General features: G+C 69.6%; 14 protein-coding genes and 3 pseudogenes. 9 read left to right on the top strand and 8 right to left on the bottom strand.

From position 1 onward, the window contains the following. Positions 1–459 precede the first annotated feature (459 nt). Positions 460–1,245 carry a maleylpyruvate isomerase family mycothiol-dependent enzyme gene (locus AC07DU_RS30750; protein WP_468888569.1) on the top strand — a complete coding sequence of 262 codons (786 nt, stop codon included), beginning with the start codon at positions 460–462 and terminating at the stop codon, positions 1,243–1,245. 62 nt (positions 1,246–1,307) lie between these two features. Here the strand turns inward: AC07DU_RS30750 and AC07DU_RS30745 are convergent. Together AC07DU_RS30745 and AC07DU_RS30740 are read right to left on the bottom strand one after the other, a co-directional pair. Then, a pseudogene (locus AC07DU_RS30745) lies at positions 1,308–1,491 on the bottom strand (glyoxalase/bleomycin resistance/dioxygenase family protein); the annotation flags it as partial. Positions 1,492–1,511: 20 nt separating this feature from the next. Next, a protein-coding gene (locus AC07DU_RS30740) for an IS630 family transposase (protein ID WP_479114992.1) occupies positions 1,512–2,584 on the bottom strand; the annotation gives its coding sequence in 2 pieces (ribosomal slippage) (positions 1,512–2,135 and positions 2,138–2,584; 1,071 coding nt in all). Positions 2,585–3,440: 856 nt separating this feature from the next. On the opposite strand from AC07DU_RS30740, the gene AC07DU_RS30735 reads away from it, so the two are divergent. Further along, positions 3,441–4,247 carry a nucleotidyltransferase domain-containing protein gene (locus AC07DU_RS30735; protein WP_479115043.1) on the top strand — a complete coding sequence of 269 codons (807 nt, stop codon included), beginning with the start codon at positions 3,441–3,443 and terminating at the stop codon, positions 4,245–4,247. A 263-nt stretch (positions 4,248–4,510) separates the two neighbouring features. Here the strand turns inward: AC07DU_RS30735 and AC07DU_RS30730 are convergent. After that, a pseudogene (locus AC07DU_RS30730) lies at positions 4,511–4,732 on the bottom strand (transposase); the annotation flags it as partial. Then, positions 4,638–5,216, bottom strand: coding sequence for a transposase family protein (locus tag AC07DU_RS30725; protein ID WP_479114990.1), 579 nt, complete (start codon positions 5,214–5,216; stop codon positions 4,638–4,640). The gene AC07DU_RS30725 and the pseudogene AC07DU_RS30730, both read right to left, overlap by 95 nt. 657 nt (positions 5,217–5,873) lie before the next feature. Here AC07DU_RS30725 and AC07DU_RS30720 point away from each other — a divergent pair. The 5 genes and pseudogenes from AC07DU_RS30720 (at position 5,874) to AC07DU_RS30700 (ending at position 9,777) form a co-directional block, all read left to right on the top strand. Beyond that, positions 5,874–6,830 (top strand): replication-relaxation family protein, encoded by a 957-nt coding sequence (locus tag AC07DU_RS30720; RefSeq protein WP_479114988.1) that lies wholly within the window; start codon positions 5,874–5,876, stop codon positions 6,828–6,830. Between the two features lie 865 nt (positions 6,831–7,695). Continuing rightward, entirely contained in the window at positions 7,696–8,124 is a 429-nt protein-coding gene (locus tag AC07DU_RS30715; protein WP_479114986.1) for a nuclear transport factor 2 family protein, read from the top strand. A gap of 138 nt (positions 8,125–8,262) precedes the next feature. After that, a pseudogene (locus AC07DU_RS30710) lies at positions 8,263–8,493 on the top strand (transposase); the annotation flags it as partial. Positions 8,494–8,913: 420 nt separating this feature from the next. Then, positions 8,914–9,426: an ATP-dependent DNA ligase gene (locus AC07DU_RS30705; RefSeq protein ID WP_479114984.1), complete on the top strand. Its 513-nt coding sequence runs from the start codon at positions 8,914–8,916 to the stop codon at positions 9,424–9,426. 147 nt (positions 9,427–9,573) lie between these two features. Next, positions 9,574–9,777: a cold shock domain-containing protein gene (locus tag AC07DU_RS30700; RefSeq protein WP_479114982.1), complete on the top strand. Its 204-nt coding sequence runs from the start codon at positions 9,574–9,576 to the stop codon at positions 9,775–9,777. Between the two features lie 470 nt (positions 9,778–10,247). Here the strand turns inward: AC07DU_RS30700 and AC07DU_RS30695 are convergent, their stop codons facing one another. From AC07DU_RS30695 to AC07DU_RS30685, 3 genes are read right to left on the bottom strand one after another with little or no spacing between them, the layout of a single operon-like run. Continuing rightward, the gene (locus AC07DU_RS30695) at positions 10,248–10,688 is read right to left on the bottom strand and encodes a RidA family protein (protein WP_479114980.1); all 441 of its coding nucleotides are present in this window, start codon (positions 10,686–10,688) and stop codon (positions 10,248–10,250) included. Positions 10,689–10,748: 60 nt separating this feature from the next. After that, positions 10,749–11,372: an NAD(P)H oxidoreductase gene (locus AC07DU_RS30690; protein ID WP_479114978.1), complete on the bottom strand. Its 624-nt coding sequence runs from the start codon at positions 11,370–11,372 to the stop codon at positions 10,749–10,751. Positions 11,373–11,377: 5 nt separating this feature from the next. Then, positions 11,378–12,400, bottom strand: coding sequence for an NADP-dependent oxidoreductase (locus tag AC07DU_RS30685; RefSeq protein ID WP_479115041.1), 1,023 nt, complete (start codon positions 12,398–12,400; stop codon positions 11,378–11,380). 175 nt (positions 12,401–12,575) lie between these two features. On the opposite strand from AC07DU_RS30685, the gene AC07DU_RS30680 reads away from it, so the two are divergent. Further along, positions 12,576–15,902: an AfsR/SARP family transcriptional regulator gene (locus AC07DU_RS30680; protein ID WP_479114976.1), complete on the top strand. Its 3,327-nt coding sequence runs from the start codon at positions 12,576–12,578 to the stop codon at positions 15,900–15,902. Positions 15,903–16,896: 994 nt separating this feature from the next. On the opposite strand, the gene AC07DU_RS30675 is transcribed toward AC07DU_RS30680, so the two are convergent. After that, the gene (locus AC07DU_RS30675) at positions 16,897–17,556 is read right to left on the bottom strand and encodes an MSMEG_1061 family FMN-dependent PPOX-type flavoprotein (protein WP_479114974.1); all 660 of its coding nucleotides are present in this window, start codon (positions 17,554–17,556) and stop codon (positions 16,897–16,899) included. Positions 17,557–18,059: 503 nt separating this feature from the next. Here AC07DU_RS30675 and AC07DU_RS30670 point away from each other — a divergent pair. Further along, a complete protein-coding gene (locus AC07DU_RS30670) occupies positions 18,060–19,061 on the top strand; it encodes an ATP-dependent DNA ligase (RefSeq protein ID WP_479115039.1) in 1,002 nt (333 codons plus the stop codon). The last annotated feature ends 230 nt before the right edge of the window (positions 19,062–19,291 follow it).

Raw genomic sequence — 19,291 nt, 5'->3', positions numbered from 1 at the left:
ACACGAGGGCGCGAGTCATCGCCTCGGGGCCGAGTCGTCAGGCTCCGGGGTCAACCGCGCGACAGGTTGGCTTTGCTACGTGGCAGCCGTTACAGGTCCATGCAGGCGATCATGATCGAGGCCACGGCCCGCGATCAACTCGTTTTCCGCGGGCCGCCCGCCGACAGGCCGTGGCAGCGCCTCGGCCTCGTTGCAGGCTAGGCCGAGACAACCCCCAAGGCACGGCAAAGGCCAGTTCGCGGCAGGCCAACCGATCCAGAGATCAGTGGCTGTTGCCGTGGTTCCGATGTCGAGGGGTGTTGGTCGAACGGGAATCCCCGATCGGGCGACTTCGAACGATGCTGTGCATGAGAGCAGGGCACCGCGCCATCCGAAGGTGCGCGGACGTGCCGCGCGCCCGCCGCGTCGGCTGTGAAAATCCGCGTGCGGTCGCACGGGGCGCAGTGATAGACATCCGGCGTGCAAAACACTCTGGACTTCCCTGACCTGCTGCGACTCATCGACGAACGGTCGGGCGCCTTCCGCGCCGCGATCGCCGCCGCTCCCAGCCTGGACGCGCAGGTGCCGACCTGTCCAGAATGGACGCTGTTCGACCTGGCGCGGCACCTGGGCTCGGGCCGCCCGTTCTGGGCCGCCGTCGTCGAGGCCGGTCCGGCCGACGCCCCGCCGGCCGAGGCCGTGGCGGCGCGCGCCGAGGCGCAGGCGCCCCGGGAGCGAGGGGCGTTGGTGGCCTGGCTGGCCGAGTCGACGCAGGAGCTGCTGGACACCCTGCGGGAGGTCGGCCCGGACGCCGAGTGCTGGACGTGGTGGGGCGCCTCGCAGTCGCCGCGGACCAGCGGTGCCGTCGCCCGGCACCAGCTTCAGGAGATCGCGATGCACACCTATGACGCCCAGCTCACCGTGGGCGCCGCGCAGCCGCTGCGGGCGGAGGTGGCGCTGGACGGCGTCGAGGACTTCCTGTTCACCTGCTGCGCGTGGTCGGGCGTCTGGCCGCACAAGCCGGCCGTCGTCGACTACCACGCCACCGAGGGCCGCTCCTGGCGCTTCACGGTCGAGGCGGACGGCGCCCGCGCCGTCCGCCTCCCGGCTGCTGGCGAGGGTGAGGCCCCGGCCGACGCCTCCGCCCAGGGCACGGCCGGTGAGCTGGTCCTGTGGTTCTATGGACGCACCCCGCTGGACTCGGTGAAGATCGACGGCAACCGGGTCATCTTCGAGCGGCTCTTCGCCTGGGACCCGAACGCGTAAGGCGTGGTCGACGACGCGGCGCCCGGTCGCGTCGTCGGCTCATCTCCACTACTCCCTCCGCTACCGCACGCGCAGCCGGCGGCGGCCTTCGCCCTCGGCCGGGCTCGATGGCCTACTCGTCGGTGGTGCAGCAGGCGTCCGGGGCGCCTCCGCGCTCTTGCCGAGGGTGCCGGCGTCGGCCTTGACGACGTACACCTCCCAGGGCTCCTTGCCCGGGCCATGCACCCAGACCTTGTCCTGGAGCGCGGAACCGGTTACTGAGGCTTTCAAGGCGGGGTCGGCGGGTTACTGGCCAGTCTTGTGGCGGTGAGGCAGCCGTCGATGAGACAGGGCCGGAGTTGGATCCTGCGTAACTCGCTGCGGAGCTTGCGGTCGAGGTCGTCGGGTGTGGTGAAGGCGGTGTTGGCCATTGCTCTGCGCACGAGTGACCAGACAGCCTCGACGGGATTCAGGTCAGGTGCGTACGGCGGAAGCCGGACGGTGGTGAGCCAGTCGTGTTCGGCCTCGTACCGCTTCAGCCCCGCGGCCAGGTGGGTATTGACATTGTCCCAGACCACCACGATCGGTCCGTCGAGCTGGATGTGTGCCCGCACCAGGAGGTCGCGATAGTCCTTCCACGAGAAGCTCTTGCGGGCGCCCTTGAGCAGGAGGTGCGTGCGGGGCCGGTGGATGAGACGGCTCTTCTCGTCGGCCTTGTAGCAGCACAGCGCGGCAACCGAGGTCCGGCGGCGGGACCTGCCACGCACGCGGATGACGGGGGTATGTCCGCGCCGGCCCCAGGTGCGGGCACGGGGCGGCGTCATCGAGAAGCCGGCCTCGTCCTCGAAGACGATCCAGGCTCCAGAGGCCGCCGCGAGCCTTTTACCCGGGGCCACACCTCCTTCTTCCACAGCTCCACCGCGTGCTCGTCACGCTCCAGTGCTCTGCGGGCGGGCGCCTGCCAGGACCAGCCGTGCCGCTTCAGCAGCCGCCACACCGTCGCCACCGACAGGCTCACTCGCAGCCGACGGCGGATCACCACCTGGACCCGGACCAGGGTCCAGCGTTCGTCTTCGAAGCCGTGCGTCGCCGGGCCTTTGCCGAGTTCCTTATCCAGCACGGCGAACTGGGCATCGGTGATGGTCGGTGAGTTCGCTGGACCCGCGGAACGCAGGCCCCCCATGCCGCCCTCGCGCCAGGCACGGCGCCAGCGTTCCACCGACCGCACGCTCACTCGCAGGTCCTTCGCGATCACCGAGGTTTTCTCACCCGCCGCGAACCGCTGCCCGGCCTGAAGCCGGATCTCCTCACGAAACGCCCGACGCTCAGTGGTCAGGCCCCGACCCTCCGAATACCTCACCCCACAGGCATACCGCAGGGATCACGAACCGTCACCACCCGACGACACACGAAAACCTCAGTAGGTGAATACCGCACCTTCGCCATACTGCCTCTCCGTCAGTGCTGTAGGCCGAGACCGGAGGGTTCCGACGCCGGCTGCGTAAGTGGACGAGAGACGGCGGCGAGTCCGTTCCTGACCTGACCTGACCTGACCCACTGCGGCCATACGAGGCCCGCACCGCCGCCCACGGCCCGGTATGGGAGGCCGCCGCCCGCCCCACAACAGTCGTGGGGCTGGCGAGGCACGGTTGCGCAGAGGCTTCCTACACCTCGTCGCGGGGCGTACCGGGCGGCGGTCACGGCGCCGGCCTTGACAAGTGCGTGGGCGAGGAGGAGCTCGATGTCGTCGATGGCGACCAGGCCGGAGGCGGGTAGGTTCGGTTCTGGCGGGCGGGACGCCACCTGGGACCTGGGCGGTGAGCGGGGCATCGGCAACACGCAGCGTTCCAGCTCCACAGAAGTTGAGCCAGAACTAAAACTCAGCGACATCACTCTCCCGGGGAAGAGCCTGCTCTTGGCGCCGGGCAACAGGCGCTCTCGCAACTCGGTTCTGGCACAGATCTTGGGGAGCGGTCGCAGAGGGTAACAGCGGTGTTCGGTTGCGAGGCTCGGACTCGCGTGAGCCCGCGCACATCCTGCCGCCGCAGCGCCCCGCGGGTTGGGGAACGAACGAGGACGGCGAGGTCGCGTCCATCGATCCTGGCGGGTTGGTGCTGCACCGCCCGCTGGCGGATGCGTGGGCGTTGCGATTCGCGACGCCGCACCGCCTCGGAAATCCGCTCGGCAGCACGCACACCGCAAGGCACAGTGGCCCCATGGATAAACGAGGGTTGGACCGCGACGGAGCGATCGCACGCGAAGGCGCACTGGACCGAGTGCCGGCAGCGTTCGTTCCCGTCGTCGATGCCGCCCGCGCTCACATCACCCAGGCGTTCGGCAGAACGCGCCTGCACAGCGCCTACCTCTACGGCAGCATCCCACGTGGCACCGCCACCCCCGGAGTCTCCGACCTCGACCTCCAGCTCGCCCTCCACGATGAGCCCACCGAAGCCGACCGCGCTGACGCCAAAGCGATCGAGACCGTACTCGACCGTACACTCCCGCAGATCGATGGCGTCGGGATCCTGCTGACCAGCACGCGGGTTCTGCTCAGCGACCTCGAACGTCACGATGGCGGATTCTTCATCGCCTGCCTCTGCACCCCGTTGCTGGGCCCTGACCTCGCAGAACAGCTGCCCCGTTACCACCCCACAGCCCTACTCGCGCGGGAGACCAACGGCGACCTCGCCCGCGTGCTTCCACACTGGCGTGCCAAAGCAGCCCAAGCCACCACGGACGCCGATCGCCGGACCCTCAGCCGTCTCGTCGGCCGTCGCATCGTCCGCACAGGATTCACCCTGATCATGCCCCGATGGGGCGGCTGGACCAGCGACCTCGACCAGTCCGCCGAGCTCTTCGGCCACTACTACCCCGAGCGCGTCGAGCAGATGCGTGTCGCCGCGTCCATTGGCCGTGCGCCCTCACCCGACCAGGCGGTGCTCGGGATGCTCATCAACGACCTCGGCCCTTGGCTCGCAGCCGAGTACACAGCCGTGCACGGTGAGAAAGCCCCGCGTCCCTGACAGGCCGCCCACGCCATGATCGACCCTCTCAGCAGCCGCTGACACTCCAGATACCCAGCGGCAAGGAGCTCGTGGACCAGGGCATGTGCTGCCTTCTTCCGCTCGGCCCGCCGGCCGACGGGCTCCGAGTCGTCCTGCGGGCGACCGGAAGCCAGTCGGGTGGCCTCCGGCAACATGCCGCTGGGCGAAGGACTCCGCAGGCAGTCGCGATGGGCGGCGACGCAGGTCTCCACAGCCCGGCCGAGGCCCTGCCACAGATGGAACCGGTCGGCGACCTGCAGAGCCTCGGGAGCACCGCGCCGGGCACCCTCCGCGTAGGCGCCCGCCCGGTCCCGGCAGATGATCTCCACGCCGGGGTGGCGGATCAGCCAGGCGGCCAGCGGCCCGGCTTCACGCGTCGGGAGCACATCGACCACGCGATGCTCTTCGACGCTGGTCAAGACGGTGGAGTAGGTCTGGCCGCGGCGGATCGCGAAGTCGTCCACGCCCAGCACCCGCGGTGCTGAACAGTGGATCGGGCAATGCCATGACCCTGCGTAACAAGGTCATCCGTCCCGCGCCGAAGCCGAGCTGGGCGGCGAGCCGGGCGCAGGCCCGCCCGGCCAGCGCGAGCCCCACTTGCTCCAGGGCGTGGTTGAGCCGCCTGGTGAACCGTGTGTGCGGGGCGGCCAGCCGCGAGAACGGCTCGGCGAACGTCCGGCGCGGGCAGTCCCCCGACCCGCAGATGAAGCGCCGGACCGTCAGTCGGATCACAAAGCCCTGATCAGCAAGCGGTAGGTCCTTCAGCTTCCGCTGATATCGGTCGTGGACCCGGTCCGAGAAGCGGCCACAGTCCGGACATCCAGAGCCAGCCTCTCGGCCTCTCGCCACCACCTCGACCGTGCCGAACGCGGCCGTCACCGCCTCGACATCCACATCGTCGATCCCGTCGAACACCAGAGAGTCCCAGAACGGTGCATCGGTCTGCATGACCAGCACCATCACCGTCCACAACCGACCGCAGCAGCGATCTGCAGGTACCTGAGGGAGCGTCAATTCTGTCCGTGGGACGACAAGGCATACGCCGTCTCACACGAACCCGTCTCCTCACAATCGAACATCGAGGTAACGCTCCGCGACGACTCCCCAAGATCTGTGCCAGAACCCGCAACTCGCCAACAAAGCCAGGGCGTGGGCGGCTGTCCCGCGCGCCGGTGACCTGCTGGGCAATCGTTGGGCCCAGCACGAGGGCCCCAAGGTCGGGTCCCGGCCCGCGCCACGGGCCCGACCCTGGGCGTTGTAGCGGCGGCTGCCGGCGACCTCCTTGAGTCCGAGGTCGAGATTGGTGGAGTTGAGGACATCTGGAGGCTCGACCGGTGGAGGCTCTGGCGTCCGTGAACGGAGTGGGATCACGTGTGCATCGTGTTTCTCCCCCACCTCGTCGCTTTCCAGAGCGCCACGGGCGTCGTCGGTTGGCCCTGTCGTCCACCATGTGTCCTGCCGATACGGGAGCCGTTGGGTGTGGTGGGGTACTGGTCGTGGTGGGGGACCGATGCGTCCTGCCAACCAACCAGCCGCCCGATTTCCGCCTGGCCTGCGCAGACGGAAGAATCGGCCGAGCACATGACGCACGCTGAAGGACGTCAATTGACATCGGACATAAGCACTTTTGTCACACCTTCCATCGAGCGCCCACCCGCCTCTGTACCCATCGACTGGGCGGCCGTCGAGGACTGGCTCGGGCTGCGGCTGCCGGCTGACTACAAGCGGCTCGCCGACCGGTACGGGCCCCTGGACTTCGGTGAGTACGTGTGGATCCACGTGCCGTGCGTGCAGCGGCACCTCGCCCCGGCGGGACAGAAGGCCCTGGCCGACGGCAACGAGCTTCCGTCCCGTCCGAAGGCCGGCACCGGCGCGAAGGCAGTGAGAGCCGGGTTCGGCCCGCACGCCGTGGCGGTGACCGCCACGATCCTCGCCTACACCGACGCCGTCCTCTCCGGCCGCCGGGAGTACCTGACCGACTGGCAGGTGGAGGTCAACCACGCCATCAAGGAGACTCGCCTGTCCTTCAACACCGACGCCGTCCTCGCCGTGCCGACCAAGACCAGCGAGGTCCGCCTCTTCGAACTCGACAACGGCACCATGTCCCAGACCCGCCTCGCACGTGAGGTCTGGGACTACGAGCGCTACGCCGGGCACCGCATCTGGGAAGGCGCCCGCGGCACCATCGGCGGCACGTACTCGTTCTGGCAGCGCCACCGCTACACCCGCTCCACCACCTTGGTTCTGTCCCTGCCGCACCGCACTCGGATGTGGCGGCCCCGCTCTTGCGCTCACTCGTCGCCGGGAACCATGCTGGACAGCCGACGCCCCGCCACGCCACGCCACGCGGTCCAGCAGGGGATCGACGGTGACGTCGCCCAGCGCCCGCAAGAACGCTGCCCCCGCGTCTTGGTCGAGTTGCCCGCCGGCACCGACCAGGACGGAGTGGCCGCAGTGCTGAACGTGCGTGCCGATCATCGGCTCTCACCCCCACAGGCGCACAGGCAGGCGGGGCCACGCTCCTGGCCCGGCGTTCACCGGCCTTGGTGTGCGGCGCGCTGATAGCAGGTGGCTGTGAGGGTGTGGGCCTTGGCCGGGCAGCCGGATGGTCGGCCAGCTGTGGTTTCGCTTGTCGCGGGGCGCCCTTCGCGGAGACGTCGCCGTCCGATGGAGGTGGCCCCGGCTTACCGGTAGAACCGGAGAGCGGCGCGTTTGGCCGCCCATGCATCCTTATGCCCCACACGGTGTGGTGTTGTTCTTCAGGGAGTGGGTGGTGTCGTTGAGCTGGTAGGACCGCAGGTCTGTGATGGTGTCGCCGTCGGCCCGATGCACACGTGCCGGCCGAAGTAGTTGTCCTTTTGATAGACCCTCGCGGTGCGGCTGCTGTTGTTGATGACCGCACTTCCCAGGCAGGCGGTCAGGCTCCGGCGTCCGAACTGGATGCCATTCAGCCTGGGCTGTTCCTCTTCGTGGTCGTCGCTGTGGTCGTCGGTCTCGGGTAAAGGTTCGGTGGTCGGGCGGGCGGTGGCCGGTAGCCACAGCCGGCCGGGTTGTCGGCCGTGGTGGGGGGCGGGACCGTGGTCGGGTGCTGTGGTCGGTGTTGTTCCGGGTGCCACCACGCTGCGCGCCGGTGAGGCGGGCCGCGCAGCGGCCTCCGCGTCTACCTGGACGCGCTGGAGGCCATGATCGCCGGGAACCTGGAATGGTCCTACCTCACCCCCCGCTACAACGGCCGCAGCCACTGCTGGAACGGGTTGACCGAGGCCACCGTCATCCTCACTCCCGACCGCACTCTTTATTTGCCCCTTGGGGCGCTTCCAGGCCGGACGCGTGGTGCTTGCCTCCGGCTAGGAGCGTGGGTCAGTAACTGTCGTAGGTGCTTGCTACCGTCGTCGCGTTACGAAGATCCTTAACTCAGGGGGTTGTGGTGGGCGACGACGGCATGCGCGCGTTCGGTATCGGCCTGTTCGACCAGTGGACGGCCGTGTGGAACGGTGACCTCGATCTCGTCAACGAGATCATGGCGCCCGAATTCGTGCTGCGTTATGCACAGGCGGGCACCGACGCCTTCGATGAAATCCGCACCCCGCAGCAGCTTGCCGAGATTGTCACTGCCTGGCACAAGTCCCACACCGGGCTTCTCTTCGCAGCGGAGGGGACCGCCGTCGTCGATCTCACGCCTGCCGACGGCGCACCGACCGGACTTGTCGCGCGTCCCTACCTCGCGAGCTTCGTGGCCGAGGACGGTGGGAAGGTCGCCAGGAGCGGAGTCGACATCCTCAGGGTCTCCAATGGGTTGATTGTCGAGGTCTGGTCGGTCTCATCCGGCGTCGCTGGCCGGACTTTCTACCGCTGAGAGCGTGACTCCGTAGTCGGCAACCCGAGTGGGGCGTTGTGATCATCCGTGCGAGATCATCCCGGTATGCGCGGTGGAGACGGTTTGTTCGCGGTCGAGCCGCTCGAGAAGAGGCAGCCGCAGGGCCGTCCGGCGGCGGTGGACAAACGGTTTAGGGCGCTCGACCCGCGCCAGGCCCTGTTGCCGCCGTCGCTGGACGATTGGCTGCCCGAGGGACACCTGGCCCGGTTCGTCGCCGACCTGGTAGACGAGGTGCTGGACCCCGGACCGGTCCTGGCGGACTACACCGAGAAACGCGGCTACCCGCCCTACCATCCGCGGCTGATGCTGCGTCTGCTGATCTACGGCTTCACCACCGGGGTGCGCTCGCCTTCGCCCGGGCACTGGTCGACCAGCGTGAGCGCGCCGTCGCGCTGGGGCTGCGCCCGAACCAGCTGAAGACCATCAAAATCCACATCACAGGCCGGGGCCACCGGGCGTGGGCATCTGTGACCACCAAAGACCTGGAGGCGTTCCTCGCCTGAAAGTCGGTCCGCAGGGCGTCCTGGCTGGCAGCACTGCGCCAGTTCTTCGCCCACGCCCACCACACCGGAGCAGTCCTCCACAACCCGGCCGCCCCTCGACGCTCCACAGGCCCGCGGCTTCCGAGGCACCGTCCTCACCCTGGACCGGCAACGCACCCTCTACCACCGCTGTAACAGCTCCGGAGAGACGCACCCACACGAAGCGTTCAAGCGCGACCGGCCGCGGACCCTGGAATAGGGGCAGGCAAGCCGTGAGGGAGGCCCTGTGACGCTCAGACCGCCGGTTGAGCCGATGCTGGCGCAGGCCGCGGAAGCCGTGCCGGGCCCGGCGGCGCTGCCGGCGGGGGTGGCGTACGAGCAGAAGCTGGACGGTCACCGGACGCTGCTGTTCACCGCGGCCGGCCCGGGCGGCACGGTGCTGGTGCAGACCCGGCGCGGGGCGCTGGTCCAGGACCGGTGGCCGGCCTACTTCGTCGCCTTCGACCTCTTGCAGCACGACGGCCACGAGCTCCTCACCCGCCCGTACGCAGAGCGGCGCGCACTGCTGGAGAACCTGTTCTCCGCGCACGCCCTGACGGCCCCGTGGACGCTCTGCCCGATGACGACGGACCTGGCCAAGGCGCGGGAATGGCTGGAGTCCTGGAAGGACGTGTCGGGCGTGGAGGGGATCCAGATTAAGCCCCTGAACAGCCGCTATCTGACCGGATACCGCGGCTGGACCAAGATCAGAAGACGCGACACCACCGAAGCGATCATCGGCGCGATCACCGGGACCTGACCCGCCCGCAGCTCCTCGTCCTCGGCCGTTGCCTGCATGGGCGGCAGCGCTGTTCGCATGGTCGCGGGCCGAGGCCGACCGCAGTGAGGTCCTTGCGCAGGGGGTGAAGCCGACGTCAGGCTTCGTCTCGTACGCTTCGGCATAGATATGGCTACGGGAACTGTGGAGTGGTTCAACGCGGAGAAGGGCTTCGGCCTCACCGCTCAGGACGGTGGCGGCCCGGACGTCTTCGCCCACTACCCGGCGATCAACTCCTCCGGCCTCCGTGAGCTCCAGGAAGGCCAGGTCGTGACGTTCGACGTCACCCAGGGCCAGAAGGGCCCCCCGGCGGAGAACATCACCACGCCCTGACCTCCCTCACTGCCCACCGTAGGCCTGAGGGAGGATGACCCTGGCGTGCCCGTCAGTTCGAGTGCCGCCAGGTCGATGTCCACTGCCGGCGGGGCTGCCGCAGCGGGCCGGGCGAGCACCTGGGCTTCCGACGATAAGTGGACTTCCCGGTCAAGCGGCTGGCTCTGTTCACGAGAAGCTTTCCGTCCGGATCTTCCACGAATCCCGCACCGGGTACGAACGGCCGTTCCTTCGCATCCAAGCCCAGCACGGAGACGACCGACCGCACCGTCGCCGCCGTCGCTTCGGCCGTTGGCTACCAGGACCCCGGCACCTTCGCCGCCCTCTTCGCCCGCCACACGGGCCACTGCCCGCGCTCCTGCCGAGCTGCCTTTCGCCGCACGGACCGGTCGTCCACCGCGGCCGGCAGCGTTTAGGGACCTGCTTCGTTGGGTTGGCATCATCTTCAGGGCCCGAAGATTTGGCAAGTCTCACTGACTGATGCGCAGGGGGCTTCCTTGCGAGGCCGTGGCCGGGCGGGCCGCGATGGCGTCGACCTCGAAGAGCATCCCGGGCATGGCCAGGGAGGAGACTCCGGTGAGCGTCTGGGCCGGCGGGTAATCGGTCCAGACGCCGTGCAGGGCGGTGGTGAGGATCTCCAGTTTCCCGAGGTCGTGGTCGACGATGTAGGTGCCGAGCCGTACGACGTGCTCGAAACCGAGGCCGACACCGGCCAGCGCGAGGCGGAGGTTGTCGAAGGATCGTGTGACCTGTGCGGTGAAGTCTCCGGGTATGACTTGCCCGGTTTCGTCAGAGGCGTACTGCCCGGCGATGAAGACGAGTTCCCCTGGCGCCGAGGCGGCATGGCTGTAGCCGAAGGGCGTGGGGTCGTGCAGCCCGGCGGGGTTGGTGAGGATGCGGTCATCGTTCATGTGAGGTGTTCCCTTCAGATGGCGGGGTGGCAGGACACTGACGTTCCGTGGGCGTCGGCCTCATCGCGTAACCCGGTCCGTTGTGTTAGCAGCGAGGAACGAGGTGAGCGCGACGTCCGCTGCGTTGAGGCCCAGGGGACCCGCGGTAAGGGAATCGTGGACGAATTCCACCGTGGCGTCCTCGATCCCGCAGAACTCGGCGATGCCGACCTGAAGCTGGCGGCGGATCAGGACGTCCCAGCCGCCCGCGGTGAACAGCGCGTGCGTGTAGCTGGACAGTCCGATCCAGAGCATCCGCTTGGCAGCGAGGCGGGGGCGGCTGAGGCCGTACGCGAAGCCGTAGTTCCACACACGGTCGATCCAGCCCTTGAGGATGGCTGGCAGGGCGAACCACCAGATCGGGAAGACCACGACGATGAGGTCGGCGCTCTCGATGCGGTCCATGTGGGACTGGGCCTCAAGGGAGTACTCCTTGTCCCGGTCTGTGAAGTCCGGCTCGTCCTCGGTACCGGTGCGGGGGTCGAACCCCTCGGCGTACAGATCCAGCAGGTCGACCGTGTACCCGTCGGCCACGAGGCGTTTTCGGCTGCGCTGCGCGATCTGTGCGGTGAGGGAGTCGCTGCGAGGGTGGGCGAAGACCAGGAGGGCCTGCCGTGTCATGTCCGTCCTCTGCACTCTCGTCATGGTCGTCATCCGCCGAGCCGGACGAGCATTTTGCCCGTGTTGGCGCCGCGCATCATGCCGAGGAACGCGGCCGGCGCCGCCTCGATGCCCTCGAGCACAGTCTGTTCGGTGTGCAGGGAGCCGTCGGCGAGCCATCCAGCCGCCCGCCCGATCCACTCGGGAAAGAGGTGGAAGTAGCTGCTGACGAGCATGCCGCGCAGGGTGAGTTCCTTGGCCGCGGCCTGGAAGAGGTCGTGGCCCTCGGCCGGCCCCGTTGCGTTGTAGCCGCTGATCGCACCGACCAGTGCGATGTGGCCGCCCGGCTTCATCGCGCCGACCGCTGCCCGCAGGTGGTCGCCGCCCACGCTGTCGAGATAAACGTCGATACCTTCCGGCGCCGCCTTCGCCAGCTGTCCGCCGAGCGAGCCCGCCCGGTAGTCGATCGCGGCGTCGTACCCGAAGTCGGCCACCAGCTTCTTCGCCTTCTCCGGACCGCCCGCCGAGCCGATCACCTTCGACGCCCCGAGCTTGCGAGCCAGCTGTCCCGCGACACTGCCGACCGCCCCGGCCGCGGCGGAGACGAACACCACGTCGCCCCGCCGCACCGGGGCGACCTCGGTCAGAGCCGCGAAGGCCGTGAGGCCGGTTGTGCCCAGGGCGCCCAGGTAGGCCTGCGGCGGTGCGATGCCCGTGTCAATGACGGTCACGGCCGCGGCGTCCAGGACGGCGTACTCACGCCAGCCCAGAAAGTGCGAGACGGTCGCTCCGACCGGCACCGCTTCGGACCGCGAGGCGACGACCTCGCCGACGGCGCTTCCTTCCAGCGGGGCGCCGAGCCGGAAGGGCGGGATGTAAGAAGGTGCGTCGTCCATCCGGCCCCGCATGTACGGGTCCACCGACATCCAGGTGTTGCGTACGACGACCTGCCCCGCAGTCACCTCCGGCACCCGGGCCCGGGTTAGCCGGAAGACGTCCGCCCCGGGCTCACCCACCGGGCGTGAGGCGAGCACGATCTCACGGGGGACGGTCTCCTCTGCGTTGGGCTGCATCTGGTTCGCGGTGTTCGCTGCGTTCGACACTGTCGGTCTCTTTCCTTCGAGCGGGGCGTTTCCCGCTGACGGGGATTACTTTGGCGGGTTCCCCTGGTGATCCGCTGACGGTCGGCTGACGAACTGCGCACGGGGCCCGGGCAGGTGCTGCCGCCAGGGGAGTTAGCGTGGTGTCATGCGCTTTGAAGTGTTGGGCCCGCTTCAGGTCCGTACCGACGAGGGGCTCCCGGTCGCCGTCCGCGAGCCCAAGGTCCGAGCCCTGCTGGCCGACCTGCTGGCACACCCCGGCCGACCGGTCCCGACGGACCGCCTTCTTCACGACCTGTGGGGCGAGGTCTTGCCCGGGAACCCGGCGAATTCGCTCCAGACCAAGGTCTCGCAGTTGCGCCGGATGCTGGAACAGGCCGAGCCCGGCGGCCGGGGCCTGGTCGTCCACCAGCCGGCCGGCTACTTCCTCCAGGTCGCGGACGAAGCGCTGGACGCCGGCCGGTTCGCCGATCTGACGGCGCGGGCCCGTCGAACCGGGGACCCGCGCGAGCGGGGGTCCCTGCTGTCGGACGCTCTCGCGCTGTGGCGTGGGCCGGCCTTCACCGAATTCCGCGAGGAGCCCTTCGCGCGCGTGAGCGCCATGAAGCTGGACGAACAACGACTGACGGCACTGGAGGAACTGGCCGGCATCCGTCTGCAACTCGACGAACACCGGCAACTGGCAGATGAATTGGCCGAACTCGTCCTCCTGCATCCCCTTCGGGAAGGGCTGCGGTCCGTGCACATGCGCGCGCTCTACCGCTCAGGCCGGCAGACCGAGGCACTGGAGAGCTATCGCCAACTGGCGCAGCGGCTATCCGAGGAACTGGGACTCGATCCCAGCCCCGAGCTGGTGACCCTCCAGCAGGCGATTCTGCGCCAGGACCCGTCCCTGGCGTCAACCGACCCCCCTGCCCCGGCGGCCGCGACCCACTCCGGCGCCGACAGCACTCCCACCCCGCCCCGTACGAACCTGCCCGCAGCCGCCCTGACCGACCTGGTCGGCAGGTGCGAGGAGGTCACCCGCGTACGAGCCCTGCTCACGTCGGGCCGCCTGGTCACCCTCACCGGGCCCGGCGGCGTGGGCAAGACCCGGCTCGCCCTGGAAGCCGCCGCCCTCACGGCCGATGCTTTCCCCGACGGGGCCTGGCTGGTCGAACTGGCCGCGGGCCCCGACGGCCTGACCCCAACGGCCCACACTTTGGCCGACATCGTGGCCGACGCCCTGGGTATCCGCGAACGGCCCGGCGATCCACCCACCGGCCGTACGGCGGACCGCCTCGCCCAGGCCATCGGCACCCGCCGCCTGCTCCTCGTCCTCGACAACTGCGAGCACCTGATCCAGCGCGCCGCAGAACTGGTCGCGTATCTGCTGCGCTACGCGCCCGGCCTGCACGTCCTGGCCACCAGCCAGGAACCGCTGGCGCTACCCGGCGAGGTACTGCACGTCGTCCAGCCGCTGACCGAGCCCGACGCCATACGCCTCTTCGCCGCGCGGGCCGCAGCGGCCTCCCCGGGTTTTGCTCTCGGCCCCGCCAACGCCGACACCGTCGCACGCCTGTGCGAGCGCCTGGACGGGATTCCGCTGGCGCTGGAACTGGCCGCCGCCCGGGTCCGAGCCCTGGGCGTGCACGAGATAACCGAGCGCCTCGAGGACCGTTTTCGGCTGCTCAACTCCGGCCGACGAGGCGCACCGGCCCGCCAGCGAACCCTACGCGCCGTCATCGACTGGAGCTGGGGGCTGCTGACCGAGCCCGAGCGCGCCGTGCTGCGCCGTCTGGCCGTCTTTGCCGGCGGATGCACGCTGGACGCTGCCGAAGAGGTGTGCGCAGCACCGGACGTACCGGTCGGCACCGTCCTCGACGTGGTCACCCGCCTGGTGGACCGCTCCCTGGTCACCGTCCTGCACAGCGAGGACGGCCCTCGGTACCGGACACTGGAGTCGATCACCGCGTACAGCCTCGAACGGCTCGACGAGGCCGGTGAGACCCAGCTCGCCCGCCGACGGCACCTTGATCACTACACGAAGCTCGCCGAGCGTGCCGACCCTCTACTGTACGGCCCCGACCAGCGCCGCTGGCTGCGTCGGCTCGACGCCGACCGAGCCAACATGCGCTGTGCGCTCGCCCAAACGGCGCCTGACACCGATGACGCCACCCACCTGGCAGTCCGTCTGGTCAACTCCCTTTGCTGGTACTGGTTCCTGCGCGGCCGGATCGGCGAGGCCCGGCACTCGCTGGCCCTGGCACTGATCTTCCCAGGGCTCGCCGCCTCCGAGGGCCGCAGCAGCGCGCTCGCGCGGCACGCCGCGTTCGCGCGGCTTGCGGGCGGGGGGGAGGATGGCGAAGGGGACGACGGGAAGTACGCGGAGGCTGACGCGCGGGCCCGATGGTTCCTAGCTTTCGCTCGATGCGGTTTCGGAGACGCGTCCGGAGAGCGGGACCAGACCGCCGGCCTGCTGGACGAGTTCCGCGCCCAGGCCGATCACTGGGGCATGGCCGCCGTCCGCAGCACCCGCGCCACCCAGGCCCTCTACCGGGGTGACCTCGAGTGCCTCAGAAACGACGCTATGGACAGCTCGACTCTCTTTGCGGACATCGGCGACCGATGGGGCCAGCTTCAAGCCGCCGAACAGCTCGGTGTCCTGGCCGAGATCTCGGGCGACTACAAGGAGGCCGCCCGCTTCCACCGCGACGGCATGCGCGTCGCGGAGGAACTCCAACTCTGGACGGACGTGTCTTTCCGGCTCTCCAGGCTGGGCCGGATCGCCTTGCTCACCGGCGACTTCGCGTCCGCTGCGGAGCTACACGAGCGGGCTCGGCGGCTGGCCGCCGAGCAGGGCCACCGGCCCGCCGAACAATTCGCGGAGACAGGGCTCGCCCTCGGGGCGCGCAAGACGGGTGACTTCGAGGCGGCCGAGCGCCACCTGCACCCCTGGCTCGAATGGAACCGGCGGCAGGGTGTAGCCAGCGGGGAGGCACTGATCCTGGCGGAGCTGGGTTTCATAGCCGAGCAGCGCGGTGACGCCGGGCGCGCACTGGCCCTCCACCTGGAGGGCCTGGACGCGGCCCGCAGGTCCGGTGACCCCCGGGCGCTCGCGCTCGCTCTCGAAGGGATGGCCGGTGCCCTCGCCCTCGCAGGACGTCCCACCGACGCCACCCGCCTCCTCGGTTCGGCCGCGGCCGCCCGTGAGTCGGTCGGTGCCCCGCTGCCCGCGGCGGAACGGGACGACGTCGACCGAGCCGTCGCGCGGGCTGGCGAGGCCCTGGACAGCGGAGCCTTCGATACCGCGTTCGGAGAGGGCCGAGGGCTTGGCTCGTACTTCGTAGCGCTACCCGAGGACCGGCTCATGACGGTGCAATGGGACGCCGACGGCGAGTCGGGTTCCGTCCCCCGCACCTTCTTGCGGAAGGACAGCAACTTGGACCGGCAGCAGGCGGACGCTCTGCGCAAGGAACCGACAAGGCCAACGTGAGCGGGGATCGCCTGAGCCCCGCCCGTGGCACACTCCGCTGCCCGCCGCAGCCGAAGCGACAACCACGGCCGGGCAGGCGGCCGTGCTGGACCTACGGGGCGCGCTGCCGTCGTGTCGTACGGCCCGGCTAACGCCTACCTCCACCCGGCCGGAGAGAAGGGGCCCAGGTGCCTGCCGGCTGCGCGGCACCGGTCGGGCTGGGCGCCCGCACGGCCCGCCCCAGCCTTGCGCCGCCCAGTCAGGCGCGCAGCGTGAGCCGGTGGTCTGGGACTGGGCTTAGAAGCGCGAGGCTCTGGGATACGAGACCCCTCTTGGCCACGTCACCTACGGCGACCAGAATCGGGTCCTGCTGGACGCCCCGGGAGCCTCCGCCCGGATCTACGGCCATGGCAAGGCGAAGCGCTGGGCCTGGCTCCACGCGGACCTTGGCCGGGAACGTTTTGGAAGTCGTCGCCGCAGTCTCGACACCGTGCCGTACGCCGACGGGAAGAACACCGACGAGGGCGTACTTCTCCGCTCCCCGCGACAGGACGACGGCGCCCGGCACATGGCCCCTCGCTGCAAGGCGAGCCGGGAAGGATCGAGGTCTGGTACACGACGCTCACGGACCCGGCCACTGGCTCGGGCGTGTGGGTTCATCACGAACTGACTGCCCCGGCCGATGGCTCCGTGGCCTTCACCCAAGGGTGGGCAGCGGTGTTTTCGCCGAACGGGCCGATAACGCACGCCCGCTTCGGACCCGAGCCGCGCGAGCGCCCGGTCGGGGGCTACGCCGCATCACGGTCTGCGTAGTCCAGGGTCCAGGGTCCGGGCAGCAGAGGGCGCCGCCAGGACCAGCGAGGGAAGATACCGAGGGGCATGTCGCCGGAGCATTCGGCGAGGTCCCAGGCCAGGGATCCCGCCAAGCCCGGAATCCTGCCCGGACCGGCGAGGCCTCCGGAGGCGGCGAGTGGCCTCATATGCTGCGCATGCCCGGGAACCACAGGTCGGCCCGTTACTCGTACCGGTACCTCAGTGAATCCGCCTCCGCCTGCTCGATGGCAGCGATCGTCAGCTCCGGCATCCGCAGTTGGGCCAGCGTCACCTCGGCCGAGGTCGGCTGGGCGTCCGCCGGTAGCCACTGCTCAGGATTCCAGGATCCGCTGCGCAGGAGCGACTTGGGGCAGTGCGGGAAGACCTCCTCAATCCCCAGCACCAGCGCACTGGCCGGCGGCTTGCCCACGGCGGTCAGCTGCGACAACAGGTCCGGGCGGGTGGAGACGCAGGCCCGGCCGTTCACCCTGAGCGTCGTAGTGCGCCCCGGGACGAAGAACAGAAGCCCGGCCCGTCCGGTGGCGATGACGTTCTGCAGGGTGTCCAGACGCTTGTTGCCGGTCGCGTCCGGTATCGCCACCGTCCGTGTGTCCAGGACGGCGACGAACCCGGCGGGGCCGCCCCGCGGGGAAACGTCACAGTTGCCCTCGGCGTCTGCGCTGGCGACCAGGACCAGCGATGAGCAGCCGATCAACCGCTGTGTCTGTTCGGTCAGTTCGGTCATCTGCTTGCGCACGGCTGCGTCGCTAGGGAGCTCGCATGCCCGGCGCAGCGCCTCCTGGTCGGGCACGGCGTCGAGTTGGAGCGAGTCGAAGGCGCTGATCGCAAGAGGTGTCGTCATGCCGTCGACCCTACCGGGGGCGACCTATGCGGTTACCGGGAGCTGCCAGTGCCCGTCAGCACCACAGGAGGGGGTGTTGACGGGTTTCGTGGCGCGGTCGTCATAGGAGGGCCGAGCAGCCGCGGCTTTCCTCCGGCTAACTACAGCTCGGGCAGCTGGTCACCGGGATCGGGCGACTGTCGCTTCTCCAGCCAGTAGAGGTAGATCTGCAGGTCGGATGCCAGGCCGCCGCCGATGTAGGACTCAAGTCGCGGACGGCAGCAGCGATGTCCTGGCCCTGTGCGGCATCGCTCTCATCCCATGTGCTCCGCTGGGCAGACAGGTATTGCAGGACCTGTCCGCGGTTACGCCACCTACCGCCGTGTTCCGCCCCGGAACCAACCCGGGCGCCTACGCTTCCTCGGGCAGCGTGCAACCTACACCGCACCCCTGCCACGCCAGCAGAGGTCTGGTCACGACCGGGGGAGGCCCTGGGGATGGTGTTGCGTCCGCCGGTGGAGCCGATGTTGGCGCAGGCCGCAGAGGTGATGCCGCCCGTGCGTCCGCTCGGTTCGGGGGTGGCGTATGAGCAGAAGTTCGACGGGTACCGGGCGCTGGTGTTCACCCCGGCCGGGCTGGGTGGGCGGGTGCTGCTCCAGACCCGCCGCGGCGCCCTGGTCCAAGGCGCGTTCCCCGATCTCGTCGCGGCTGCCGAGGCGCAGCTGCCGCACGGCCTGGTCCTCGATGGCGAACTGCTCGTGTGGGACAGCGAGGCCGGCGCCCTGTCGTTCGAGGGGTTGCAGCGCCGCGCTGCCGCCCGAACCCGCAGCGCGCCCGCGCTGGCCGCTAAGCTGCCGGCCTTTTTCGTGGTGTTCGACGTCTTGCAGATCGACGGCCGGGAGCTGCTGCACCTGCCGTATCTGGAGCGCCGCGCCCGCCTGGAGGCCCTGTTCGCCGACCACGCCCTGACGGCCCCGTGGACGCTGTGTCCGATGACCACGGACCCGGCCAAGGCCCGGGAGTGGCTGGAGTCGTGGACGGACGTGTCCGGCGTCGAAGGCATTGTGGTCAAGCCCCTGACCAGCCGCTACATGCCAGGTCACAGGGGGGCGTGGACCAAGGTCAGACGACGGGACACCACCGAGGCGATCATCGGCGCCATCACCGGTACCCTGACCCGCCCGCAGCTCCTCGTCCTCGGCCGCCACGACCAGGACGGCCGGCTGCGCGCGGTCGGCCGCACCGTCCCGCTGCGCACGGAGGCGGCCCACATGGTCGCCGAGCACCTGGCCGCCGGCCCCGGGCACCCGTGGGAGGGCGTCAGGTTCGCCGCGACGTGGGGGAGCTGTGACGTCCTGGACGTGCGCCTGGTCCGCCCCGACCTGGTGGCCGAGATCAGCGCCGACCGCTCGATCGACCGGGGCGGCGTGTGGCGCCACCCGGTGCGCTTCAAGCGGCTGCGCCTGGACGTGGGTGTTGAGGATGTTCCCCGGTTCGGGCAGGGCCCGGACGCTGCAGTCGGCTGACCGGATTCCGGCGCGGTCCGCAGGGGGTTGCGGGGCTAGGGGCGTGGTGGTGTAGCGCGTGTGCAAGTGCGACAAGCTCTGACCTGTGGGAGCTGCGCCGGTTCCTCACCATCACCGGCCAGCGCCTGAACAACGGCCAGACCATGCCCGAGATGTTCTTGTGCACCGGTTCTGCGAGTACGGACAGTTCGACTTCGCGGTGCGGGGTCTCCTCGGGGCGGCCTGGCAGA

The sequence above is a fragment of the Streptomyces sp. NPDC045695 genome (assembly GCF_056432025.1).
Note: the sequence above shows the minus strand (reverse complement) of the source record. Positions and strands in the feature narration are given on the sequence as shown.